General features: G+C 57.0%; 22 protein-coding genes. 9 read left to right on the top strand and 13 right to left on the bottom strand.

The features are described 5' to 3' along the window. Positions 1-670 precede the first annotated feature (670 nt). The 4 genes from GOX66_RS25825 (at position 671) to GOX66_RS13385 (ending at position 3744) form a co-directional block, all read left to right on the top strand. Positions 671-877 (top strand): NAD(P)-binding protein, encoded by a 207-nt coding sequence (locus GOX66_RS25825; RefSeq protein WP_237212593.1) that lies wholly within the window; start codon positions 671-673, stop codon positions 875-877. Then, positions 878-1084: a hypothetical protein gene (locus GOX66_RS25820; protein ID WP_237212592.1), complete on the top strand. Its 207-nt coding sequence runs from the start codon at positions 878-880 to the stop codon at positions 1082-1084. Beyond that, the gene (locus GOX66_RS13390; protein WP_170763235.1) at positions 1078-2442 is read left to right on the top strand and encodes an arylsulfotransferase family protein; all 1365 of its coding nucleotides are present in this window, start codon (positions 1078-1080) and stop codon (positions 2440-2442) included. Before GOX66_RS25820 ends, GOX66_RS13390 begins: the two co-directional genes overlap by 7 nt. Before the next feature lie 78 nt (positions 2443-2520). After that, positions 2521-3744: a PepSY-associated TM helix domain-containing protein gene (locus GOX66_RS13385; protein WP_336509477.1), complete on the top strand. Its 1224-nt coding sequence runs from the start codon at positions 2521-2523 to the stop codon at positions 3742-3744. 29 nt (positions 3745-3773) lie between these two features. Here the strand turns inward: GOX66_RS13385 and GOX66_RS13380 are convergent, their stop codons facing one another. The 5 genes from GOX66_RS13380 to rfbF are packed head-to-tail and all read right to left on the bottom strand — an operon-like array spanning position 3774 to position 8140. Further along, complete coding sequence (locus GOX66_RS13380; protein ID WP_170763233.1) at positions 3774-4175, bottom strand: GtrA family protein; 402 nt, start codon at positions 4173-4175, stop codon at positions 3774-3776. Beyond that, complete coding sequence (locus tag GOX66_RS13375; RefSeq protein WP_170763232.1) at positions 4172-5053, bottom strand: NAD-dependent epimerase/dehydratase family protein; 882 nt, start codon at positions 5051-5053, stop codon at positions 4172-4174. Before GOX66_RS13375 ends, GOX66_RS13380 begins: the two co-directional genes overlap by 4 nt. Beyond that, a complete protein-coding gene (locus GOX66_RS13370; RefSeq protein ID WP_170763231.1) occupies positions 5053-6294 on the bottom strand; it encodes a class I SAM-dependent methyltransferase in 1242 nt (413 codons plus the stop codon). Before GOX66_RS13370 ends, GOX66_RS13375 begins: the two co-directional genes overlap by 1 nt. Then, positions 6291-7385, bottom strand: a complete 1095-nt coding sequence (rfbG, locus tag GOX66_RS13365; protein ID WP_336509476.1) for a CDP-glucose 4,6-dehydratase — start codon at positions 7383-7385, stop codon at positions 6291-6293. Before rfbG ends, GOX66_RS13370 begins: the two co-directional genes overlap by 4 nt. Continuing rightward, positions 7367-8140, bottom strand: a complete 774-nt coding sequence (gene rfbF, locus GOX66_RS13360) for a glucose-1-phosphate cytidylyltransferase (RefSeq protein WP_170763230.1) — start codon at positions 8138-8140, stop codon at positions 7367-7369. Before rfbF ends, rfbG begins: the two co-directional genes overlap by 19 nt. A gap of 671 nt (positions 8141-8811) precedes the next feature. Between rfbF and GOX66_RS13355 the strand changes: the two genes are divergently transcribed. Beyond that, on the top strand, positions 8812-10299 hold the full coding sequence (locus tag GOX66_RS13355) for an NAD(P)/FAD-dependent oxidoreductase (RefSeq protein ID WP_174822731.1): 1488 nt from the start codon (positions 8812-8814) through the stop codon (positions 10297-10299). Between the two features lie 39 nt (positions 10300-10338). Here GOX66_RS13355 and GOX66_RS13350 read toward each other — a convergent pair whose 3' ends face one another. From GOX66_RS13350 to GOX66_RS13335, 4 genes are read right to left on the bottom strand one after another with little or no spacing between them, the layout of a single operon-like run. Beyond that, positions 10339-11241, bottom strand: coding sequence for a sulfotransferase domain-containing protein (locus GOX66_RS13350; RefSeq protein WP_170763229.1), 903 nt, complete (start codon positions 11239-11241; stop codon positions 10339-10341). Between the two features lie 14 nt (positions 11242-11255). Further along, positions 11256-12281, bottom strand: coding sequence for a glycosyltransferase (locus GOX66_RS13345; RefSeq protein ID WP_170763228.1), 1026 nt, complete (start codon positions 12279-12281; stop codon positions 11256-11258). Beyond that, positions 12278-13789 carry a hypothetical protein gene (locus GOX66_RS13340; protein WP_170763227.1) on the bottom strand — a complete coding sequence of 504 codons (1512 nt, stop codon included), beginning with the start codon at positions 13787-13789 and terminating at the stop codon, positions 12278-12280. The genes GOX66_RS13345 and GOX66_RS13340 overlap by 4 nt, the downstream gene beginning before the upstream one ends. Positions 13790-13796: 7 nt before the next feature. After that, complete coding sequence (locus GOX66_RS13335; protein ID WP_237212591.1) at positions 13797-14789, bottom strand: UDP-glucuronic acid decarboxylase family protein; 993 nt, start codon at positions 14787-14789, stop codon at positions 13797-13799. A 679-nt stretch (positions 14790-15468) separates the two neighbouring features. Here GOX66_RS13335 and GOX66_RS13330 point away from each other — a divergent pair. Then, positions 15469-16032 (top strand): VPLPA-CTERM sorting domain-containing protein, encoded by a 564-nt coding sequence (locus tag GOX66_RS13330; RefSeq protein WP_170763226.1) that lies wholly within the window; start codon positions 15469-15471, stop codon positions 16030-16032. A 67-nt stretch (positions 16033-16099) separates the two neighbouring features. Here GOX66_RS13330 and GOX66_RS13325 read toward each other — a convergent pair whose 3' ends face one another. The 4 genes from GOX66_RS13325 to GOX66_RS13310 all read right to left on the bottom strand — a co-directional run bounded on the left by GOX66_RS13325 (position 16100) and on the right by GOX66_RS13310 (position 20311). Continuing rightward, the gene (locus GOX66_RS13325; RefSeq protein WP_170763225.1) at positions 16100-16969 is read right to left on the bottom strand and encodes a glycosyltransferase family 2 protein; all 870 of its coding nucleotides are present in this window, start codon (positions 16967-16969) and stop codon (positions 16100-16102) included. Next, positions 16950-17783 carry a CpsD/CapB family tyrosine-protein kinase gene (locus tag GOX66_RS13320; protein ID WP_170763224.1) on the bottom strand — a complete coding sequence of 278 codons (834 nt, stop codon included), beginning with the start codon at positions 17781-17783 and terminating at the stop codon, positions 16950-16952. Before GOX66_RS13320 ends, GOX66_RS13325 begins: the two co-directional genes overlap by 20 nt. A gap of 34 nt (positions 17784-17817) precedes the next feature. Further along, positions 17818-19227, bottom strand: a complete 1410-nt coding sequence (locus tag GOX66_RS13315; RefSeq protein WP_170763223.1) for a GumC family protein — start codon at positions 19225-19227, stop codon at positions 17818-17820. 130 nt (positions 19228-19357) lie between these two features. Further along, entirely contained in the window at positions 19358-20311 is a 954-nt protein-coding gene (locus GOX66_RS13310; RefSeq protein WP_237212590.1) for an ExeA family protein, read from the bottom strand. A gap of 569 nt (positions 20312-20880) precedes the next feature. On the opposite strand from GOX66_RS13310, the gene GOX66_RS13305 reads away from it, so the two are divergent. The 3 genes from GOX66_RS13305 (at position 20881) to GOX66_RS13295 (ending at position 24794) form a co-directional block, all read left to right on the top strand. Next, entirely contained in the window at positions 20881-21564 is a 684-nt protein-coding gene (locus GOX66_RS13305; protein WP_170763222.1) for a sugar transferase, read from the top strand. Between the two features lie 54 nt (positions 21565-21618). Further along, positions 21619-24069: a tetratricopeptide repeat protein gene (locus tag GOX66_RS13300; RefSeq protein ID WP_170763221.1), complete on the top strand. Its 2451-nt coding sequence runs from the start codon at positions 21619-21621 to the stop codon at positions 24067-24069. A 113-nt stretch (positions 24070-24182) separates the two neighbouring features. Continuing rightward, positions 24183-24794, top strand: coding sequence for a polysaccharide biosynthesis/export family protein (locus GOX66_RS13295; protein WP_170763220.1), 612 nt, complete (start codon positions 24183-24185; stop codon positions 24792-24794). Positions 24795-24797 lie beyond the last annotated feature (3 nt).

Below are 24797 nucleotides of genomic sequence, written 5' to 3'. Positions count from 1 at the left end.
AAATTGCTCCCTCGTTAACCACGAAGTCAGCCACTAATTAGCCGGCCTATAACCTAGACCTGACGCGGCACTGTTACTCCAAACACTTAGTAACAGTAGGGCGGGACTGTTGGGTCCTGTCAAGATTCACAAAGCCACGAGTCGTGACGCATCGAATTTCCTTACGCCCCGGTGTTGGCGAATACACAATGTACTGTGAATGATGATATTGTTGACTTATCCGCGTGTGTCGGAAGCGCGCTCAAAACGCACCAGCAGCCGTGTTCCGAGCCGAGGAAACAAAAGGTCAAACACAAGGCATCAACCACACGAACGCCCCAGTAGTAACTGATGGCCGCCTGAAGGACTTTGGGCAATCCCGGTAATTTCAACTGCCATTATTATTCAACGCGTTGAGGCAAGCCTCCTCTTGCGTCGAGGGTGAAGATGACCAGGCTTTTCGGAGAGTACAGAATCGTTCCCGAAGGCGAAGAGGGCGATCTGAAAATCTCTTTGAGCGCCGCGTCGACTACGGGTTTGGTAGCAATGGCCCTCTAGTCATTCATCGGTCGGAAGGGGCCGGTTGTGACGAATAGGGTGTCATTTATGGCGCGCCAACATGATTTTATTGTGAAATTCAGGTATCCTCCTGTAGCCTGACGGCAGTGGTTTTAGTGCGGATGTTAGTCATTTGAAAAAAGATATTGTTCCCGTTGTAATCATTGGTGGCGGTCCGGCCGGATTAACAGCAGCGTATGAACTCCAAAAGTTGAGCGACACGCATGTTTCCCAGGTCTATGAGATCATTGGCAGCTTCGTGAAATGGAAGCTCCGACCCAAGCCGCAGGAAGATACCTTTGAAGAATGGGTGATCAACCGCTTTGGCGGGCGGCTCTAAATGCACTTCTTTCACAGCTACACCAAAAAGGTCTGGGGTATTTCGCCGTCGGAAATCCGCGCCGACTGGGCCGCGCAACGGATCAAGAACCTGTCCCTGCCCAAGGCGGTCTGGAGCGCGATTTCCGGCGCCAATGACACCGCCAGCCTGATCGAGGAATTCCAGTATCCCCGTCTGGGTCCTGGCATGATGAGGAAATCATGTTGAAGCATCTGGACAAGATCGCGTTTTTCGTAGCGCTACCGCTGCTGGTCGTCGGCCTGGCCTTCGGGGCCGGGATGTATTCGGGTTTGAAAAAGAACTTCGCCTACAGATCGGTCAAACAATTCAAAGACAACATGTTTCTGGTTTTTGAGGAGCGCGAGAACTGGGTGCCTGGTGGCCGGCCGATTCATTTTCTGCAACCTGCGCGAAACCCGGGAAGTGAGGTTACCGTCAACGAGCGTCCGAATGATGGAAGCCTGATCCTCATTTCCGGTTTTTTTGGCGACGACAACGAATTACGGCTCATACAGCGCGACGGAACACTGGTGGCACGATGGCCGGTTCGATTTTCCGAACATTTCCCTGACACCTCCCACATCAAAAATCCGCCGGCGACGGACCACAACATCGACACACACGGAGCGCTCATCCTTCCGGATGGATCGGTCGTCTTTAACTACGACTATGGCGGCACGGTCAAACTCTCGCGTTGCGGAGAGGTCGTGTGGACACTCGCGCATCCGACGCATCATTCGATCGAAGTGGCCGAAGGGGGCGGATTCTGGGTCCCTGGACGCCACTATCTAAGGCCCCCGGAGTATGATCGCTTCTGGCCTATGGTCCATCCGGGTCGGGGTAATTACTTCCTGGAAGACCTGGTTTTGAAAGTGTCGGATGACGGGGAGATTGTAATCCGGAAATCCGTTCCCGAAATCCTCTTCGATAACGGGCTCGAAGCGCTGTTGACAGCGACAGGATACAGCTTCGGCCACGGAGCCCACCGCGACGTCGAGATCACCCACGTAAACAAGATCGAAGAACTTCCCTCAACGTATGCCGGCAGTTTCCCGGAGTTCGAGGCCGGCGATCTGCTGCTGTCGCTTCGGACCTACAACCTCCTGTTCGTCGTCGATCCGGATACCTGGAAGGTGAAATGGCATCAGACCGGTCCGTGGCGGCGCCAGCACGATCCCGAGTTCGATGCGGATGGCACCATCGCGGTATTCAACAACAATACCTATGAGCTGGATCTCCTTCCAAGCGGTGGGATCGACCCGGATGCCCCGCTGGTTGGCAATATCCTGAAAGTGGACCCGTCAAAGGGAGCAACGTCGGTCGCATTCGGTGACCGCGACGCCGAAGAGTTCGGCACGGTCGTTAGGGGCAAGCATGAGATCACTGGCGACGGCGGGTACCTGATAACCGAGTTCCAGGCGGGTCGCGTCTTTGAGACCGATGCGGATCGCAGGATCGTCTGGGAATATGTCAACAGGTATGACGAGGACGAGGTCCTGGAGGTGACCGAGGCCCGGCTCTATCCCGCCTCGTATTTCACGACGGATACCTGGGCTTGTCCGTAGGCGTGGCCTGGCGGAATATGTGTTGCGTGGCTATGAGGAGCGTCAAGCTCTTCGCCGGAATTCTGAATTGGGGTTGCAGTGTTCGACATCCGCTTACGTATACCAAGCTGGCACCGGTTGCACTCCTTTCTCGGGTTAGGTGCGTCTTTGTTCTTCGCCTTCATGTTTCTTACCGGCACGCTCTTGGTGTTCGCGCCGGAGCTGGACTGGCTGCGATACTCAGAAGTTCGCGCATCGCCGCAGGGTAGTGCGAAACTGAGCTTGGGAACGATCTACGACGCGGCTGCCAGGGCCCGGCCCGATTGGGACATTGTCACCCTCGTTCGGTCAGAGGGCGCGTGGTTTGCCGACCAGGTCACGGGCGTCCGGCCAGAAGGCCGCGATGCGTTTCTTTGGGTCAATCCCTACACCGGTCAGGTGAATGGCGAGACGTCCTCATTTACCATCCATGCCGCTCTGTTGAGATTGCACGAAGCCCTGTTCATCCCCGGGCGCCTGGGCAAGCTTGTCGTTACCGTCTTTGCCATTCCCCTGACCGCCACAGTTATCGCCGGCCTGTTTCTCTACCGCCGGTTCTGGACCGGGTTTTTCCGCTGGCCGCGCTTTTCGAGCCGCTCCCGGGCCTGGCTCAGCGATCTGCATCGGCTAATCGCCGTCTGGTCGCTGGTCTTTTTCGTGCCCCTGGTGGTGACCAGCCTTTGGTATATGGTTGAAACTGTCGGACTCAATGCGCCCGCTACGCCAGCGAACCGCACTGTCGCCCGCGACCAACTCCTCCCGCCGGATTTCAACGGTGCGCGTCTCGACGCCGCCAGCGCCATCGCCGCGGCGACATTGCCGGGCCTGGAGGTTCGGAAGGTGATATTGCCCCGCCGACCCGCGCAACCGATCGTTTTCCAAGGAGATCATACGGCGGTTCTGGTTCGCCCTCGAGCCAATGCAGTCTATTTTCATCCGGAATCGCTCGAGGTGCTCGGTGCGCATCGCGGCGAGGACCTGTCGCTGCACCAGCGCATTGCAGAAGCCGCCGATCCGATACACTTCGGCACCTGGGGCGGGCTGCCGACGCGCATTCTCTGGGGCCTGTTTGGCGTGGGATTGACGGCCCTGGCGGTAATCGGGATTATCATACACGCCAAGCGCGTCGGGATCATGCAGCAAAAGATCGCCGGCGCGTCGGCACGTTCCGGCTTCGCCCGCGTCTGGCGCGGGATGGGCCCGTGGGGACTTGGAGGCTGGCTTTCGGTGGGGCTGGTGGTGACAGGGCTGGCTCTGCTAACGCGCAACTTCCTAGGGGCCTAAAGCGTTTCGCTGTTCTTTGTGACATTGTATCAGGCCTCCGCTTGCCACGGAAATCGCAGGGTTAGCGCGCGGGAAACAAGTATGAAGGCAAGTATGGCGACCGGCACCACTATCAGCCCCTGAGCTATGATCGGTTGTAGCCCGGCACTCAAAAGACCCTCCAGCGACAGGGCGTTGAAGACGTAAACGGCCAAGTAAGACAGCAGGTAGAAAGGCAGCCGCCCGAACCCTTTGGTATCGAACACGAGCCGCGCATGGGTCATGAAATTCCACGCGACGCCAAGAACGAATGAAATGATCAGGGCGGATTGTGGCGGCAGCCCGGACAAGCTCAGAACAGTGAAAATCGCGTAACCGAAGACCGTGTTCACAATTCCCACCAAGACAAAAAGCGCAAAGGATTTCTTGCGAAGAAAGAGCGACCTCTTCATGCAGGTTCCTTTCTTGCCTTAAGAACCCGGGTCACCCCCGACACGATATCATGCTGTGGCAGGAAACCGGCCTCGTCCCGCAATCGGGTTACATCTGCGGCCAATCGGTCCGGGTCGTCCGGTGCACGTGCAATCGCCCCCAGCCGGATCAGATCGGGGTGATGCATCTGGTTTGCGACCTCTTCAATGAGCTCCCGCACCGGGATTGCGGTGCCGCTGGCAACATTGATTGCGCCTGTAATATCCATCTCCAGCAGCAGCCGTAGTAGTGCGCGCGCCAGGTCATCGACATGCAGGAAGTCGCGCCTTTGCAACCCATCGGTGCAATCCACCGGTCGACCCGCCTCGAGGTTTGAAATCAGATCGCCGAACAGTCGCCCCGGCGGCTCGTCCGGGCCATAGACAAAGAAGATGCGGGCCCAGGCCAGTGACAGGCCAAGGGCATCCTGCCCTGCGCAAAGCGCCAGACCGGTCCCGGCCTTGGCCGCTCCGTACAGGGTGCGAGGTCGTAAGGGGCTGGTTTCGGCAAGCTCCGGCTCCGACCAGTCATATTCGGCGCAACTGCCTGCGCAGACAGCGCGCTGGCCGCCCGTGCGTGCAAATTCCCGTACCAGATGCAGCGTGGCTGCCATCCAGTCGAGATTGACCGGGGATGTCCAGCGGTCGCGCGCGCCATCATGCCAGGCCAGATGCAACAGATGACTGGCGCGCGCACTTTCAAGCGCCGCCGTGACTGTAATTGGGTCCAGCAGATCGCAGGGGATGTCGCTGGTCGGGTTCCGACCCAGCGTGATGACCTCATGTCCGGCCTCTGCCAAGGCCGGGGCCGTTGCCCTGCCGATCAGGCCAGTCGCTCCGGTTAGCAAAACCCGTGCCATCAGCTGATCCTGACCTCCGGCACGGCGGTGGCGAACCGGGTGCCATGGGTTTTGAGGTCGGCCAGTTGACCCGTGACCTCGTCACGGATGTTCCAGGGCAGGATCAGCACGTAATCGGGTGGCCTTTCACGCAGCGCCTCGACCCCATGCACGGGAATGTGGCTGCCGGGCAGCAGTGTGTTCTGCTTGGCAGGATTGCGATCCACGCAGTATGAGATCAACTCGGGGCCGATCCCGGCATAGTTCAGCAGCGTGTTGCCCTTGGCGGCCGCGCCATAGGCGGCGATGGTGTCACCGCGGGCCGTTGCCTCGTGCAGGAAGGCAAGCAGCCCGTCACGCACCGCCTCGACCTGACCGGTGAAGTTCATATAGCCTTCGGGGCGGTCGAATTGCGCCGCCGCCTCATCGGCGCGGACCTTGGCCAAACCCGGCCCATCAGTGTGGCTGGCCCCTTCAAGACAGGCAAAAACCCGCAACGAGCCGCCATGAGTGGTCAGTTCCTCGACATCGAAGACACGCAGACCGGCCTTGGCGAAAATCTTCTCGACCGCCAGCAGCGACAGATAGGAATAATGTTCGTGATAGATCGTGTCGAATTGCACGCTTTTAATCAGGTTCAGAAGATGCGGAAACTCAACCGTATAGACTGCATCACCGGTCAGCAGAGTGGCGATCCCGGCGACAAAATCATTGATATCGGGCACATGCGCCAGCACATTGGCAGAGGCGATCAGCGCTGGGGGTTTTTCGATTTTGGCAAGCTTTCGGGCCAATCTTTCGCCGAAATAGTCGACCAGCGTGCGTACCCCTTTTTCCTGCGCCGCCGCCGCCACATTGCCCGAAGGCTCAATGCCCAGAACGGGCATACCCTTTTCGACAAAGTACTGCAGCAGGTACCCATCATTCGAAGCGATTTCGATCACCAGATCGTCTGATCCGAGATCGAACCGGCCGACCATTTGATCCACGTACTCCCGACAATGAGCCAGCCAGCTGTCTGAAAAGCTGGAGAAATAGGCGTAATCGGTAGAAAAAATCTCTTCTGCCGGGACAGCATCCTCCACCTGCACCAGCCAGCATCTGGTGCAGACGCGCGCATGCAGCGGGTAGACCGGGTCCGGTGTGTCCGCGCGAGCCGGATCGACATAGGAATTGGCCAGAGGAGACAGCCCGAGATCGACAAGCGTCATCTCAAGAGAGGTGCCGCAATGGCGGCAGGTAGGATGGGGCGTACCGGTCATACTTGCCTCTTACTCAGTGTTTCGAATTCGGCGATCTGGGCGCGGCACAGCTCGGCCGGTGAGGTGCCCCGGGCCCAGCCGGCATACCAATCCGCCGTCAATCTGACAGTGTCCTCAAAGTTCAGCACCGGGCGCCAGCCAAGCGTAGCACGCGCCTGCGACACGTCCAGACGGAGCATCTTGGCCTCATGCGGGGTATTTGCCGGGGTATCGACTTCAATCCGACCTTGCCCAAGTGCCTTGATGATGGCCTTGGCCACATCCAAAACCGGGCGCTCATCGTCGCGCTCGGGGCCAAAGTTCCAGCCCTTTGCAAAGGCGTCGTCCTGTTCAAGCATTTGGGCCAGCATCATGTACCCCCTCAGCGGTTCAAGCACATGCTGCCAGGGGCGGATAGCGCCGGGGTGGCGCAGCACAACGCGCCCTTCATCGCTCAGGCATCCGCGCACGATATCCGGGACGAGCCGGTCTTCGGCCCAGTCACCGCCACCGATGACATTGCCGGCCCGTGCGCTGGCGATCCGGGCCGGATGAGGGTCGGCGGCGCCTTGCGTATAAAAACTGCGCCGCATCGCTGCGGTGGCTATTTCGGTCGCGCCTTTCGAGGCGGAATAGGGATCATGCCCGCCCATCGGGTCGGTTTCGCGATAGCCCCAGACCTGTTCGACATTCTCATAGGCCTTGTCCGAGGTGGCAACCACAACCGCCCGCAAGCCAGACCCGGCGCGCAGCGCATCCAAAAGCTGGACGGTGCCCAGAACGTTGGTGGCGAAGGTCTCGACCGGTGTGCGATAGGACCGCCGCACCAGAGATTGCGCGGCCAGATGAAAGACAAATTCGGGATCGGTTTCCGCGATCAGCCGGTCCAGCGCCGCGCGATCATTCAGATCACCGGCGATTGACCGGATTTTGCCCTGGCCCAGTAGGACCCAGAGGCTGGGATTCGTCTCGGGAGGCAGGGCGTATCCAGTCACCTCTGCGCCCGCCTCGGCCAGCCAGGCGGCCAGCCAAGCACCCTTGAAACCGGTATGTCCGGTCACCAGCACCCTTCGGCCTGAAAAGGCGGCCGCTGTCATTCCCAGGTTTTCCACGGCGCGTCGCCTGTGGCCCAATGCTCCTCAAGCTCCTGACGCTCGCGGATGGTGTCCATGGGCTGCCAGAACCCCTTGTGTTCAAAGGCCATCAGCTCGCCATCGCGCGTCAGGTTCATCAGGGGGCTGCGTTCCCAGACGGTTTTGTCATCGCCGAGATACCTTTCCACCTCGGGCGAGAGCACAAAAAACCCGCCATTGATCAGGCCGCCATCCCCGACAGGTTTTTCGGAGAAGTTCAGCACCTGATTGTCCTGCATCTCAAGCTGGCCAAAGCGGCGGGGCGGGGGGACCGCCGTGACCGTCGCGAGTTTGCTATGAGCCCGGTGAAAGTCGATCCCGGCCCGGATGTCGATATTCCCAACCCCATCGCCATAGGTCAGGCAGAAGGCCTCTTCATCTTTGAGGTGGCGCATAACCCGCTTAAGCCGCCCACCGGTCTGGCTGTTTTCACCCGTATCGACCAGCGTCACGCGCCAGGGTTCGGATTTACTGTTTGCGACTTCCAGGCTGCCGCTGGCCAGATCAACCGTGACATCCGAGCTGTGCAGAAAGAAGTTGGCGAAGTACTCTTTGATCACGTAGCCCTTGTAGCCAAGGCAGACGATGAAATCGGTAACGCCGTGGGACGCGTAAATCTTCATGATATGCCAGATGATCGGCTTTCCGCCGATCTCGACCATGGGTTTGGGTATGCGTACGGTTTCCTCGCTGAGCCGAGTCCCTAAGCCGCCGGCCAGAATAACGCACTTCATAAAATTGCTCCCTCGTTAACCACGAAGTCAGCCACTAATTAGCCGGCCTATAACCTAGACCTGATGTGGCCCTGTTTATCCAAACACTCAGGAGCAATAGGGCGGAAGCGTTGCGCCCCTGTCAAGATTCACAAAGCCACGAGTCGCGATGCATTTAATTTCCCAATGCTCTCGTGCCAAAGAGTACACAATATGCTCAGCAGGGTGAAATTGTTGACTTGTCCGCACATGCCCAAAGAGCGTCCGGGACACACCACCCGTAACATTTCAGATCAAAGCAACACAGACCGGATATTTCGCCTCTGCCATAAGAGTGTCTGGGGTTTGCCTCCGGCTGTCTGACAGTCATGAGGACATCATTAGTTACGCGGAAATTTATCTATTATTCAAAATTTTAGTTTGAAATTCCCGCTGCCGCCAAAAGTGGATGCTGTTAGCTTCCCACAGGGCTCACACCCATTCCGAGGGTGCAAAGCCGGGTCTGCATATCTGTTCATGCGTCAGATTAAACCGCGATCTTCAAGGCTGTGGCTAGACACTCATTCACAGGTCGGAGAAAAAAGTCATGATGAACGGGGTTCCATTTTTAGCGCGCCAACATGATTTTGTTGTGAAACTCAGGTATCCTCCTGTAGCCTGATGACAGTGGTTTTAGTGCGGATGTTAGTCATTTGAAAAAAGATATTGTTCCCGTTGTTATCATTGGTGGTGGTCCTGCAGGACTGACCGCAGCCTATGAACTTCAGAAATTGAGCGACACGCATGTTCCCCAGGTCTATGAGGCCTCGGACATGGTTGGTGGCATCTCACGGACCGAAACCCATAAGGGTTACCGCTTTGACATAGGCGGCCACCGGTTCTTCACGAAAGTGGGCGAAGTCGAAGACATGTGGCACGAGGTGATGGGCGATGATTTCATTACAGTGCAACGCCAGAGCCGCATTTTCTATCGCAACAAGTTCTACGACTACCCGCTGCGCATCTTCAACGCCCTTGGCAATATCGGCCCCTATGAGACCTATAAGATCATTGGAAGCTTCATTAAATGGAAGATCCGGCCCAAGCCGCAGGAAGACACATTTGAAGAATGGGTGATCAACCGCTTTGGCGGGCGGCTCTATATGCACTTCTTTCACAGCTACACCAAAAAGGTCTGGGGTATTCCGCCGTCGGAAATTCAGGCCGACTGGGCCGCGCAGCGGATCAAGAACCTGTCCCTGCCCAAGGCGGTCTGGAATGCGATTTCGGGGGCCAATGACACCGCCAGCCTGATCGAGGAATTCCAGTACCCGCGTCTGGGTCCTGGCATGATGTGGGAAAAGACCCGCGATCTGATCCGGGAAAACGGCGGCAGTGTCGAGACGCGTTCCGAAGTGGCGCAGGTGAATCGCGATGGCAATCGCGTCACGTCGATTAATGTGTGTCACTGGAGCGAAGACGGCGAAAGACACACCGAGCGGGTCGAAGGGGAAGAGTTCATCAACTCGATGGCCGTGCGTGATCTGATCCACGCGTTCGACCCGCCGCCGCCGCCCGAGGTGGTCGAGGCCGCGGACCGTCTGCGGTATCGCGATTTCCTGATCGTGACCCTGATCCTGGACCACGCCGATCCGTTTCCGGACAACTGGATCTATATCCACAGCCCCAAGGTCAAGGTCGGGCGTATTCAGAACTTTCGCGCCTGGTCAAAGGAAATGCTGCCTGACCAGAACACCGCGTCCATCGGGATGGAGTATTTCTGTCAGAAGGGGGACGGGTTGTGGTCGTCTTCGGATGAGGAACTGAGGAAACTGGCCAGTGAAGAACTGGCAAAGCTTGGTCTCGCTGACGAGAATACCGTTATCGATAGCGCCGTCATCCGGCAGCCCAAGGCCTATCCCGTCTATGATGGCGATTACAAGGAGGCCCTGGATATTGTCAGTGACTGGCTGAAGACGCTCGAGAATTTTCAGACCGTCGGGCGCAACGGTTTGCATCGCTATAACAATCAGGATCATTCGATGCTGTCGGCGATGTATGCCGCCCGCAACATCATGGGCGAGCAGAATGACATCTGGGACGTCAATGTTGAGCGGTCCTACCACGAAGAGTTTGAAGTCAAGCCCAAGAACAAAACCAGCCTGGTCGGCGGCAATGTGGGAAATCGCACGGCGCTGTAGCTGACCTGATTGAAGGCCTGGGAGTATATGTTCAGGCCTTCAGGCGCGCCAGGTGCTTAGATCACGCTCGAGCATATGCTCGAGCGTTTCTATTTCCGGCAACAGCCTTTCGCGCAATATGGCGCGGGCGCGTGGGGGCATTTCAACGTCCCGTTTGAGGTTGAACCGGGATAACTGATCGCGAATTTTCCATCGCGTCTCTTGCGGCATGACGCGTGCAATCAATCCGGTGACAGGATTGGGTTTCATCAGGAAATCCTGAAACACACGGCTGCGGGGAACCCCCCCTGCATTGAGCTGCGAGGATACATCCGGACAAAACCCGGTATCTGCCCCGATGAATTCAGTGATATCGGCAATCAACCCCTGCGGGTCCGTCTGAAAGTCTTCGTATGTCCGGATCAGGAACTGATCACGATCAAACAGCCTGAAATACCGCGAGAGCTGCTCGGCGTAACGCGGGAACCGGGAATATCCAAACAAAGGCTGCCATCCCGCATCCAACCGCGTTTCTTCGGCGTCAAGCGCCTCGGCAAAGTCTTCCAGAGGTTCGATACGCTGTTTCACCGCATACAGATAATGGGACAGTGCCTGATCAATCGGATTGCGCAATATCACCACCATGCGCACATGCGGGATATGGTGGTGAATCCGGGCCGGAGCCTTGGGAGAATAGAGGTAAAGCGGCGAGGCCTCACCGCGAATGCTGCCCGCAGGTGCCGGGGCAAACAGGGCGCGATAGGCGTCCAGATCGACCACCGAGTTGTTGATGTAATCTGCCCCCGGCCCCGTGCAGTTCAGCGTTTCGCCTTCAAAGCTGAAGAAGTTGGGTTCTTTCACCGACGGCATGAAGATACTTGGGTTCTGCCGCAAATAGCTGTGCAGAGCCGTTGTTCCGGCACGCGCGGCACCGATGATCAGGAAGTCAGGCAATCCGGTCATCTGCACGCCCTGTCCTAGTTCCGTGTGACCTGCAGTTTCTGCTTCTGCCCCAGCACGTGATATTCGAACAAGCACCAGACATAGACGCTGGCGGAATAGACGTAATAAAACTGGTGATAGAGGATGCACTTGACCGCAAACCATGGCCCGCCATGCCCGGCCATCGTGCGCGCCAGATCGTAGTTTGCGACAAAGGCCAGCCCCAGCAACAACAGCGCTACCGGCCACAATGCGGGCCAGAAGGGCAGTGCCAAAATCGACAGGATCAGCAACCCGGCCAGCCCGGCCCGCAGCCGTTCCATGGTCGAGGTATTCAGATCGTCCGTCAGCCCCTCACGCGAAATCATCAGCCGGGCCCAGGGCAGGGCACGGCAATAGATATCCGTGCTCAGGCTGTTCCGCATGGTCCAGACCTTCAGATGTTTGCCCTGCAGTTGCGGCTCGACCAGAATCCGCCGACCGGTTTCGACGATCCGGTAGCCCAGTTCGATATCCTCGATCGACGGGATCTCGTAGGTTTTCACATCGAACCCACCGACTTCGAGAAACACATCACGCCGGATGGCGCCACAGCCTGCCCAGAATGTCCGCGCCTCGCGCCGCGCGCGCTGGTGGTGATAGCGGTGCAGAAGGTTCTTGTAGCGCGAGAACCAGGCCTGACCGTCCGGCGCATCGTCATATGATCCGAACACCGCCCCGACATTATCCTCGGACATGGCCCGGCGGATGTGCTCTGGCCCGTCCGGCCAGGCGATGACATCGGAATCGACAAACCACAGGATATCGCCGGTGGCATGTTCGGCCGCCAGATTGCGCGCCGCCCCCGGCCCGCCATTGACCGGTGTGGTCAGAACCGTGGCCCCCATCTTTTGCGCAAGCGCAGCGGTGCCGTCGGGGGATTGATCATCCACAACCAAAACCTGCTGCACCTGACCGGAGTTCAGCATCTCGATCAGCGGCGGCAGGACGCGGGGCAGAAGATGCTCGGCGTTATAGGCGGGCATCACCACGCTAATGGACAGGGATTGATCTGACGTCACGGGATTTCTCCGATACCGGGGCGCGGCACTGAGGACCGCTGAACAAGAAGAAGGAAGGCCGCTGTAAAGGGCAGCAGCCACATGACGCGCGCGCCATAGCGGTCCGCAGGTTGAGATACCCCACCACAGACCAGCGCGTTCACGGCAATTCCAATCAGGATAAACAAAGCGAACAGTTTAAGCGACGGTGCCACCCGTCCGGGCCACAGCAGCAAAACGACTATGATCACGAAGGAAACCAGATAGATCGCCGAATGAATGGCATTTGCCGGTCCAATCCAGGAATAATCGCGCTCCAGTACATTGTTGTCGAGCACCGCAAGCTTTTCTGCCGGCAATCCTGAAAGTGATTTCGCATTATTGATGACCGCCTCGTTCGGAATGGTCTGCCTGACACTGTTCATGCCGAGCTGCGTCATCGCATTTTCGCCGAGCGCAAATATCGTTCCGAACGGGCGGGCCGTCAAAACCTGCAAAAAGAACGCCCGTTGCTCGGCTGCCACCGCCTGCTGATCCTCGACCGGCATCAACCGGAACGACCCGAGCCTTTCGGAGCGTTCGAAAATGATATGTGCGGCGGTCAGACGATAAGGATCGTCGGACCAGGACAATGCCTCATGCAAAGCGCAGGTTGCCAGATCAGCCCGGGGGCAGACATCGTCCAGATAGGCCATGCCGGGCCCATCCACGATCAGCCGCGCCGTGATATGGGGCGTATGAATCACCTCTTTGTTTGCGACGGTTTCAGTGGCGAATTCAAACGCTTTGCGTTCTGCCAGCGCCACCGCAACCAGGCATATGGCGAACCCCGCCGCAAGCCATCGGCCCTGTCCCAGCCGCAGCAAGGCGGCCAACACAACAAAAGGTACCATCAAAACCGCGATCCCCAGATGAGAGGGGTGCAGAACCACCGCAAACGCCGCCAGCGCCAGAGCGCCGAGCCATTCCAGCAGGTGCATCTGACGGCCTGCCACAACAACCGCCGCGATCACGATCAGCATGATCGATGTGAAAATATCCGGCATGATATAGGCAATATAGAAGGGCAGCGAGGTCGTGGCGGCGACCAGCAACGGAATGCTCACCAGTTGCAGCGTGCTGCGCCCGGTTTGCGCGGTGCGTTGCAGCGCGCGCATTGCCAGCCAGACCGCAAGCAGCAGCAGTGCCAGATGCACGCCCGCGACCCCGTCCAGCGCGTCAGCCCGCCAGAAGGCGGCAACCAGCAACGCATAAGCCATTGAGCGTGCTCCGCTGGTTGTCTCGTCCTTTTGCACCCGGTCTTTTGCCTGGCCATCGCCCGCCCCGGTCGCCGAACCATCATTTTCCGGTGCAGGCAGGATCAGAGACAGCGCCGCGTCGCCCTGCCGGAAATAGCTTCCGGTATCGAAATAATAGAGCGGCCCGCGGTTGATGATCAGAACCGCCAGACAGATGACCACCGTCACGGCAAACAGCAGAAAAGCCCCGACCCTTCGGGGCGACCTGCCGGATGCGGGCTGAGCGGTCATGGTCGTCCTACAGCTCCTGCATGACCACTGCAGTGCGCTGGAAATAGGAAATCGTCGCCTTCAGGCCGTCTTCCAGCGCCACCTGCGGTGCCCAGCCCAGCTGTTCCCTGGCCCGGGTTATATCCGGCTGACGCTGGATCGGATCATCCTGCGGCAATGGCCGCTGCACCAGTTCGGATTTCGAGCCTGTCAGGCGGATGACAGCCTCGGCCAGTTCGCGGATGCTCAGCTCAACCGGATTGCCCAGATTAATCGGCCCGGTCACGTCATCGGGGGATTCCATCAGTTTGATCAGCCCGTCGATCAGGTCGGATACGAAGCAGAAAGACCGGGTCTGGCTGCCATCACCATAGATGGTGATCGGCTTTCCGTTCAGGGCCTGCATGATGAAATTGGACACGACGCGTCCGTCATCGGGGTGCATATGCGGCCCGTATGTGTTGAAAATCCGCGCCACTTTGATCGGCAGGTTGTGCTGACGATAATAGTCAAAGAACAACGTCTCGGCACAGCGCTTGCCCTCATCATAACACGAGCGCGGACCGATCGGATTGACATGGCCCACGTAATCCTCGGTCTGGGGATGGATTTGCGGATCGCCATAGATCTCAGAGGTCGAGGCCTGCAGGATGCGTGCGCCAAGGCGCTTGGCCAGCCCCAGCATGTTGATCGCCCCATGCACCGCCGTCTTGGTCGTCTGCACCGGATCGTGCTGGTAGTGGAAGGGCGAGGCGGGGCAGGCCAGATTGTAAATCTCGTCCACCTCGACATAAAGCGGAAAGGTCACGTCATGGCGCATGACCTCGAACCGGGGATTGCTCAGAAGATGGCGCAGGTTCCCGCGCCGCCCGGTGAAGAAATTATCGACGCACAGAACTTCGTGCCCCTGCTCAAGCAGGGCCGCACATAGATGCGAGCCTAAGAAACCGGCCCCGCCGGTCACCAGAACCCGCTTGGCGTTGAGGTTCATGTCATTGGGATCAAAATCAGACGCGTTCATCAACGCACCCGGAATCTATTAATCTTTTTGTTTCAATACCAATACCGGTTGAGCGCACATTATCTGCGGCTATGTTCTGGCCAACGCTCATTTGCACCATCTCCTCGTTAATAGGCAGGCACAGCAAACAAGCTGCTAAACTAAAATTCCCGATCTGGAATGCGTGCCTGAACTCGAAACAATAACACGTCAAAGCTACACGAAACTTTCCGTGCGCCGAAGGACAAATATCACAGACACCCGGTTTCGGGTCTTTTTCTCTTCCAGCGCGATCTACAGGCCCCGAGGGAAATTTTTGGCGCGAATAGTATCCTGAATTAAGCGGAATTGTTTCTGTTATCGAATGAATCACAAAGGCGCATTGTCTCGAAACCTGTCCAATACAGCACAGTCATTTAAAGCCTGTTCAGGTGATGTTCTGCTTGATGGGAATACACTCAGACACCAGGAATCATCGATGATGGATTCTTGTTATCCAAAGGGGCGGTGCACTTTTACGAGTCAGCCATGTTCACAAAGCCGAAACAAAATTATAAATATGCACGTTATTATTTTCGAGGGCGGATATTTCCGCCTCAAAAAAGCCTTATTTCGCAAGGAAAGCGTTCGCGATCTAAGGGAAATATAGTATTAATGTTAACTATACGCGCCACACCAAAGTTACCGGTGAGTTGTCTGTATGAAACTGGAAGGTGGGACTTTTATGTTTAGAACTTTGAAAATGATGGTCGCTGGACTTGCTGCAGCTGTACTGATGACCGGGTCGGCCAGCGCGCTGACGTCGGTTTCCGCTGGTGGCAGTTATGATGTCACCTCTGACAATGCCTTCATCGGTCTCGTTCGTGTTAATACAGCAAACGGCATGAACACCGGACGGGGCTCCTATACAGTTAACTTTTTTTCGAATACCGGCAGCTCACTGCTTGGCAAGTCGAATGCGTCGATAACTAATCTTGTGCTGAGTGCATTTACCGGACTGACCATGAGTTGGGTCGATACTGCCACTAACACTGTTCTGCGCACAACATCCGTCGTTTCCCCCGATGTATCGCTTAATACGATCTTCGGCTCGGTCAATCCGAGCCAGAACCTCGTGTTCAACTGGCAAGGCGTGAAAAATACGGGTGGTGTTGTAGGCTTTGACTTTGACGTGGCCGCCGTGCCGCTACCAGCTGGCGGCCTGCTGCTTCTGACGGCGTTGGGTGGTTTGGCTTTGACCCGCCGCCGCAAGGCTGTTTCCTGAAGACGCAACAGGATTGTGACTTACACGACGAGGGGGCCATTACCGGCCCCTTTTTCAACTGACGTGATCAGATCGTGCCACCTGTTGCCTGACGCAGCATCCAGACCATGCGCTGACATCTGAGCCGGAACAACGTGGAAATCGCCCGCAAAACCTCGCCTGTCGAGGCCAGCTTGTCACTGGACATGACTTTCGGGGTATGCACGACAGCGCTGGCGGGCATGGCCAACCCACGAACCGCCCATCGCAGGCGCGCAGCCACCCCGGTTCCATTCAGCTGATACGCCTCTTGCGTCGTGCGCCGCCACTTTGCCTTGAGGGCCGGCCAGTTCTGCCGTGACGGATGGCTGACCCGAAACCCGTCTTCGTAAATCAGGCTATAGCCCCGGGCGACCGCGCGCATGGTCCATTCCCGATCTTCCGATACGCCGTTGATGAACCCACCGATCGCGTCAAACACGTCGCGCCGGGTCAGCAAATTGCCCGCGCCGGAAAACCCCTGAACTTCGATGTATCTGCGGAAGTTGAACGCAAAAACGGCCTCGAACGCCTCGGCACCGTTGCGCGGGGGCGGGGTTTCGTCAAAGACATCGACCCGGCCACCGATCAGATCAGCCCGGTCCGCGACCTGGCGCCCTGCCGTCAGCCAGTCCGACGCGGGAACACAATCGGCGTCAATGAAGAAAAGCCGGGGCGCCGTGGTTTCCGCCACCCCGCGATTGCGGGCATGGGCCGCGCCCTTTTTGGGCTCTGCCACAAAGCGCATCTCGGGGAATATCTGCCGCACACCATCCAGCGAAACCGGTGAGTCATTGTCGACAATGACGATTTCGGTTCCCGTCAGATCATTCTCTCTGAGCGCCCGCAGGCATCGTTCCAGCCGTGGCAGGTCGTTGTAATGGGGGATGATAACGGCATCAGTAAGAGCCGTACTCATAACCGAAAGCCTCACTGATGTAGCGGCATTTGTTCAGGACGATCCCCATGACATTGGTAAGTTCCGCCAGTTGCCGTTCTGCGACGTCGATATGGTCGATACTGGTCTCTTCAGCGGCTGCCAAAAGCAAGGCGCAATCAACATTCCTGAGGAACCCGTGGCTATCATCGCTCGCCATCAACGGTGGCGTATCAAAGAGAATGATATCAGGCTTATATTCCGCCTCCAGCCGCTCCAAAAACTCGATTGCTTTGCGACTTTGCAGAATTTCGGCGGGATTGCGTGTAGAGGTGTAGTTCAGCCCGAAAATCACATTGTTGCCGTGACGCAGAGCATGCTCGTGAAATGGCACTTTCCCCTGAATGACATCGGCCATGCTGTAGTTGCCAGATTGCTTCAGTATCTCGGCCAGCCCCCTGCGCCGCATGTCAAAATCGATTACGATCGTGCGCAAATCTTCCTGCCGCCCCAGGCTGAAGGCCAGATTGGCCGCCGCCGTGCTTTTGCCGCACCCGCTGTAAGGAGAGGTCAACGCAACCCGGCGCCAGCCGTTGTTCAGAATTTGCTGCAACATCTTGGTGCGCAACATGTCATAGGGCGTCGCGTTAGCGCCGCCACGATATGACATCAGGCGTTTTCGGGATATGAGGTGCGGTTCGATGCTGATTTCTGGCACGGTTAGCCAGATATCTTCATCGCTGCTTTCTGTCGGAACTTGGCGCTGTTCTTCTTTCAGCATCAGCGTCACCGGTTCAGGCTGGCGGCTGTTGCGTTCCTCGCGGGCCTTTTGAATCGCCTGCTGAAGACGGTCCATTATAGCCTCCCTACCTTATTCAGAACGAAAATCACTAATAAATCTCCAGCTTGTCGATCACCTTGTCCGCGATAAGATCCAAGGGCAGATAGTAAGTATGCACAGCCCACACGCCTGCAGGTACGCCCACCACAATCGCCAGGATGAGCATCGCCCAACCAACACGCTGCGCCGCCACCTGACCCGGAGACTTCACATAGGGAATGGTTGCAATCGGCCAGACATCCAGTTTTTTGATCAGATCCTCCGGCCGGCGCGCAGCCCGGTTCAGAAACTCCAGCAGAACAACAAGCCCCAGACCCATCAATATACCGGCGAATGTACCGCCACCTGCGATCAACAGGCGATCGGGTTTTGTCGGCGTGGTTGGTTCCGAGGGTTGTTCAATCACCGAAATCCGCTGCCCCTGAGAGGTGATTTCGATCCGTTCCCCAGTCGAGGCCGATGCCAAGCGTGTGACTGCTCTGTTATACTGGGTCTGGATATTGTTGTGATCTCGCTGCAACTCGGCCAGCGTGATGGCATTAGCCGGGGTCTGATTGATCGTTAGCGTCACTTTTTCAAGATTTTCTTCGGTAACAGCGCGCTGGTCTTCCAGGGTGGCTATTTGTGAATCAATTTGAGCCAGCTGGAGATCAAGCGTCGAGTTTCCCGTTTGAGCACTGGCGGCGGCGGTGGTGGATGCCTGCTCGGCCGCAACAACTTCTTCAAAATGCGCGATCCGGGCCCGCAAGTGCTTAATTCGCGGGCTGCTTTCCGAATAGACCCCTAGTTGGTTGTCAAGCTGGTTGCGCAACTGGCGCAATTGCCCCTGCGCCGCTGTCTGTGGTTGTTGCCCGACATTCGTGATCTGACCCGTCGTTGCATAGAGATTCAATAGCTTTTCACGCTGGTTCTGGAGTGAGAAAATCTGCTGGTCGGTTTGCTGAAGGCTCGTCTGTAGTGCCCCCTGCTGCGCCATACGGAATTGCAGACTGGAGGGTAGAGCACCGGAGTGTTGATTCTGGAATTCGAGGATCCGCGCGCTGCGCTTGTCGAGCTCGGCGCCCAGCCGCTCCAGGTCCTGCTCGAAGAACTCCAGCGTGTCTGAGGCCCGTTCTTTGCGGTACGAGACATCAAGCTTCAGTATCTCGGTCAGATATTCATTCAGCACACCAGCCGCGATTTTGCCGCTTCTGCCCTCGAATGTGAAGGTCATCAGATTGGCCTGACTGCGACCCGAAGAGATGCGAGTGTTTGTTTTTGTGCGTAGCTCAGAGACGATCTGGTCGGGACTAGCATCCTCCTGATTTGGCAACACCTCGTATTTGCGTGCAATATCGAGAAGAACCGGTCGCGTCAGCACGTGTTGTTCGACAATCTGTAGCTGTTCGATCGGAGACGTATTCACGGTGCTGGCGGCCAGATTGCCCGGAATCTGAGGAGCCTCAACGATCAGCACCATTCGTGAGACGTAGGACGGCGGCAAGCCTATAGCGATCGCAACCGAAACGGCTGATACAATAGCGGCCACAACAAGGAAGTACGGAAACCGCCTTAGAAAAATTGAAAAGTAGTAACGAGTAGGACTCATCTCAGGCCGTCAGCTCCCTCTCGAGTGAATTTCCTCCGAAGAATACACCGTCGTCGATCACCTGACTGACAACGTCTTCGTCCACCTTGTCGGCTTCGTTTGTCCAGGCATAGAGCAGGGCAAAATCGCAAAACTGGTTCACCAGGCGCGGGACGCCGCGGGTCTGCTGGAAAATTAGCTTGCAGGCCTCTTCCGTGAATTCCCCGCCCGAGCCACCGGCGGTCTTCATCCTGTGCCTGATATAGGCTTCGACCGAAGCTTCATCCATGCGTTCCAGATGAAAACTGGCGGCCACCCTTTGCGTCAGCTGACGCATCTTGGGGTCCAGAACCATATCGCGCAACTCGGGCTGCCCGACCAGAACAAGCTGGATCAATTCGTCTGTGTTTGCGTTGATGTTGGTCAGCATACGGATTTCTTCCAAGCCCTCGACCGTCAGGTTCTGCGCCTCGTCAAAAATCAGAACCACGCGCCGCCCTGCGGCATATTCCGAGACAAGAAAATCCTGCAGCGCCCGGAACAACTGCACATAGGATGCGTCTTTTTCGATCCGCAGGCCCAAGGCATGCAGCACCCACTGCAGCAGTTCTCCCCGCCCTTCCTGAGCGTTCGAGATCAATCCAACCGTAATCTCTTGCTCCATTTCGCTCAGAAGTTGCTGAACCAGGGTTGTCTTTCCCGCACCAATCTCGCCAGTCAGCACCGTAATCGGCGCGCAGCTCAAGATGCCGAACTGCAGCACGGAATAGCCACGCTTGTGCAGCGGAGACCAATACATGAACCCAGGGTCCGGAAGCAGCGTGAAGGGGCGCCGGTCCAGCCCGAAGTAATCTAGATAAAACCCGTCACTGGACGCCATGGCACCACGGTTGCCTTCCGCTTTGTCAAACCTCGTATTGGCCCCCCTGAGATTACCCAAACTCATACCCTGAACCACCGGAATTTCCTTACTCAACGTACATATCACATAAGTCAAAAGTTCTTGGGTACTACTGTGCCACAAAATCAGGGTAGCAAGCAGTACCAAACTTCACACGTAATGATTTGACTTTGCGATCCTCTCAACTGGAAGGTTTACCGGTGGTTGTTTCCGTCAAACTCCTAAAAAACTGCCCGTAAAAGTGGCATGCAGGCCAAAGATTGGTTTCGCAGAGGAAAATCCTGCGATCTCCAACCAATCCCTAACCGGAACCAACGCCTCCCAAAGCTTTCCATTGTATCGAAATGGGCAACAGAATCTCTGAACCCCTCACCAGATCAAGACGCATTTCAGCTCCTGACAGTACGGAAAAGCCTTCTCTTTTCATGGGTGGCGGGCAATCCTGTCAGGATTAATGTTTTGCAAGCCGACCGGAGTTTGTTAACAATTGCAGGCAGGCAAGCTGCCAACGAGCGTGTAAAGGCAGAGCCGCGAAAGACATAAGAATATAAAATTTTTTCTATATAGACTGAGGTTGAGCGTAGTCGTTTTTTTGGGTTCGGTAGATGGTTTCTGGTTTGCTGTGTGTGCTGGGGGTTTAAATAGTGACAATTCATTCGAAAGACGTAGCCGACACTGGCTACTCTAATATTCCTGTCATGCCCGCCTCGGTGAATTATCCGGGCTTCTACAGAGGGGTAGGGAAACGCATCTTCGATATCACGTTTGTGCTGCTCGCAGCGCCGTTTGTCGTGCCGCTGGTTCTTTTTCTGGCTGCGTTTCTGGCCTGTCAGGGCGTGACCCCGTTTTACCGGCAGGACCGGGTCGGCAAAAACGGTAAGGCTTTCAAAATGCTCAAGCTGCGCACGATGGTGCATGATGCCGAAACGGTTCTTAAAGAACATCTGGCAGCCAATCCCGAGGCGCGGGATGAGTGGGACCGAAACCAGAAGCTTCGCAATGATCCGCGCATCATCAAGTTCGGGTCGCTTCTGCGGAAATCTTCCATGGATGAACTGCCGCAGTTCTGGAACGTTTTTGTGGGTGAGATGTCCCTGATCGGCCCTCGCCCGATGATGCTGAATCAGAAAAAACTTTACACCGGAAAGTTCTACAACTCTATGCGCCCCGGTCTTTCGGGGCCGTGGCAGGTTTCCAAACGAAACCAGTCTTTATTTGCTGAGCGCGCGTTTCACGATACTGAATATTGGAAGAGCATGTCGTTCAGCACGGATGTTACGATCCTGTTTCGAACCATTTTTGTTGTTCTTCGCGGCACCGGTTGCTGAGACCGACATGTCCGCAGGTCGCGTGCTTTGCGTAATTTTTGCGGGAGTGCAGCATTGACCAGAACAGGATCTCCCATCAGCAAGCGGCTGGCAGTTGCCTTTCTTGCCGTGACTCTGCTGCTGAGCGCATGTGACTCGGCCGAGGAACGGGCCGAGGCGCATTTTCAGGCCGGGATGGCCCATCTGGAAGAAGGCGATGTTGAGCGCGCGCTGATCGAATTCAGGAATGTTTTCAAACTGAACGGCCGGCATAAAGAGGCCCGCCTGACCTTCGCCAGACTGGAGCGTGAACGGGGCAATATTCCCGTCGCCTACAGCCAGTATCTGCGACTGGTGGAACAATATCCGGACAACCTTGAAGGACAGCGCAGCCTGGCCGAGCTGGCCCTTGAAACAGGTAATTGGGAAGATGTCAGGCGTCATGGATCTGTTGCAGCCGAACTGGCGCCGGATGATATCGGGATCGCCTCCATCAACAACACGCTGGCCTATACCGATGCGGTTAGAATTGGTGACGCAGCCAGCGTGGATTTCACCGTGCACACGGCCCGTGAAATGATCAAGGCGCATCCCGAGCTGATGTCGGCGCGGCAGGTCGTGATTGATCACCTGGTCCGCGACGAGGACTGGGACAGTGTTCTGACCGAAACCGCTGCGGCCCTGGCCATCGCGCCAAAACAGGAAAGCCTTTATGGCATCCGGCTCCGCGCGCTGCAGGAACTGAACGAGCCGGACGAAATCGAAAATCTGCTCAGGCAGATGGCGCAGCTGTTCCCCGATGATGAGGGCGTCGAGCAACTGCTCGTTCAGCACTATATCGACCGGGACAATCTGGACGCCGCCGAGCAGATGCTGCGCGCAGAGGTGGATCCGCAATCCGAGGATTATCCGCCGATCCAGAGGCTGATCGCCTTTCTGGCAAAATATCGCAGCACCGATGCGGCGATTGCCGAACTGGACACGATCATCGCTCGGAACGGCGCAGACATCCCCAAGCTGAAAACGGTAAGGGCCACGCTGAAATTCAATGCGGGCGGCACGCAAGCAGCGATCGCCGAAATGCGGGACCTGCTGGAAGATTCTGAGAGAAACATACAGACCCGGGAAAGCGAAGTGGAACTGGCCCGAATGCTGTTTCAGGTCGGCGCAACGGACGAAGCAAAGGCCCTGATCAACAAGGTCCTTGCAGAAGATCCGACCCAGGTCGAGGCGCTGAAGCTCAAGGCTTCATGGCTGATTGACAAGGGCGCGACAGGCGATGCCATCGTGCTGTTGCGCGAAGCGCTTGGTCAAACGCCCCGTGACCCGCAGTTGATGACCCTGATGGCCCATGCACATGAGCAGAATGGCGATCGGGAACTGATGGGCGAAATGCTGGCGCTGGCAACAGAAATGTCTCGAAACGCGCCGGCGGAAACGCTGCGTTATGCCCGGTTTCTGATCGCCGCAGACGACCCGGAAATTGCCGAACGCGTTCTGATCGACGCCCTGCGTCAGGACCCGGAACAGCCCGAGCTTCTTTTCCTGCTGGGTGAGGTTTACCTGAGGCTGCAGGACTGGGATCGCGCGCAGACGGTACAGCAATCGATCAGCGATCTGGACACCCCTGAGGCGCGGCGCCTGGCGAATGAGCTCAAGGCACATATGCTGGCAGCTCAGGAACGGACCAGCGACCTGACAACATTCCTGGACAAGCTGGCAAACGACCCCGAATTCGGCCTGCCGGCGGATATCGCGCTGATCCGAACCCTGCTGGCCCAGGGCGAACCCGAGGCCGCCTTTGCCCGGCTTGATCAGCTGCTTGAAGGCGATCCCGACTCACTGCCGGTGCGCATGGTCAAGGCGCGCGCGCTGGCCGGTGAAGGGAACGGCACCGAGGCCGAGCAACTCTATCGGGCCATTCTCAAGGATCACCCGGACACGACGCAGGCCTGGGTCCTGCTACATGCGCTGCTAAGCGAACAGAACCGGCCCGACCAAGCCCGAAAGGCCCTTTCCGACGCTTTGGCGGCCCTGCCTGACAACCCCGATCTTCTCATGTTGCAGGCGGCAGAACACGAACGCGCCGGAGATATGGATCAGGCAATTGCCGTCTATGAAAAGCTTTACCCGCTCAGCAACCGTTCTCTGGTCGTTGCAAACAATCTGGCAAGCCTGCTGACAACGCATCGTACCGACGACAAAAGCCTGCAACGCGCTCAGGTTCTGGCGCGCCGCCTCCGGGGTACCCGCATCCCCGTATTTCAGGACACATATGGCTGGATTGCCTATCGGCTGGGAAATTATGAAGAGGCGGTAGGTTATCTCGAACCCGCAGCGCAAGCGATACCTGATCATCCTCTGGTCCTTTACCATTTAGGCAAGGTGTATGCCGCAGTCGGTCGGACAGAAGAGGCCCGGCGCGCGTATCAGGCAGCTTTGGCCACAGACATTCCCCTGAGTATTACCCCGTCGCTGGAGACTGAAATAGAACGGATAAACGCCGCAGAAACCCCGGGGCAATAAAGCTAACGATTGATTCCGCGGCATTTCTGCCGCATCCTGTAACCTAAGGTAACGCCGCAGATTGCCTCGTTTTTTGGAAAGAGTCATAAAAGGTAGAAGTGAGAGATTTGAACATGCGGACAGTAATTGGAGCATTGATCACATTTGTCGTCACCATGGTTGTGGCGGCTGGCGCTTGGGCGCAGTCATACCAAATTCAGCCAGGCGATGCGCTTCAGGTCGAGGTTCTGGAAGATCCAACCCTCAACCGGACCACTCTGGTATTGCCAGATGGCTCTATCAATTTCCCTCTCGCAGGTTCACTTCGTGCGGCTGGTCTGTCGACCAATGGTCTCAGCTCATCTCTGTCTTCGGCGCTGGCCTCGAACTTCAACGCGCCACCAACGGTCTTTATCTCGGTCGCTTCTGTTGGGGGGCTCGGACTGCAAGGGGCGGCTGCAGCAGCCGGACCTACAATTGACGTCTTCGTCATGGGAGAGATCGGGGCGCCTGGAAAGCATCTTGCGACCGAAGGCACAACCATTCTTCAGTTCCTGGCTCAGGTCGGAGGTTTGACCAATTTTGCGGCTCAAAAACGCATAGAACTACGCCGCACCGACAGCCGGTCAGGCGCAATGAACACATATATCTATAACTACAAGGGCTCGGGCAGCGGCATCAAAGGCACAACAGTGCTTCAATCAGGAGACGTGGTTGTCGTACCAGCGCGCCGCTTGTTCGAATAAGGG

The organism is Ruegeria lacuscaerulensis (genome assembly GCF_013031245.1).
GTDB lineage: Bacteria > Pseudomonadota > Alphaproteobacteria > Rhodobacterales > Rhodobacteraceae > Ruegeria > Ruegeria lacuscaerulensis_C.
The sequence above is the reverse complement of the archived record's forward strand: the minus strand, read 5'-3'. Positions and strand labels throughout refer to the sequence as shown.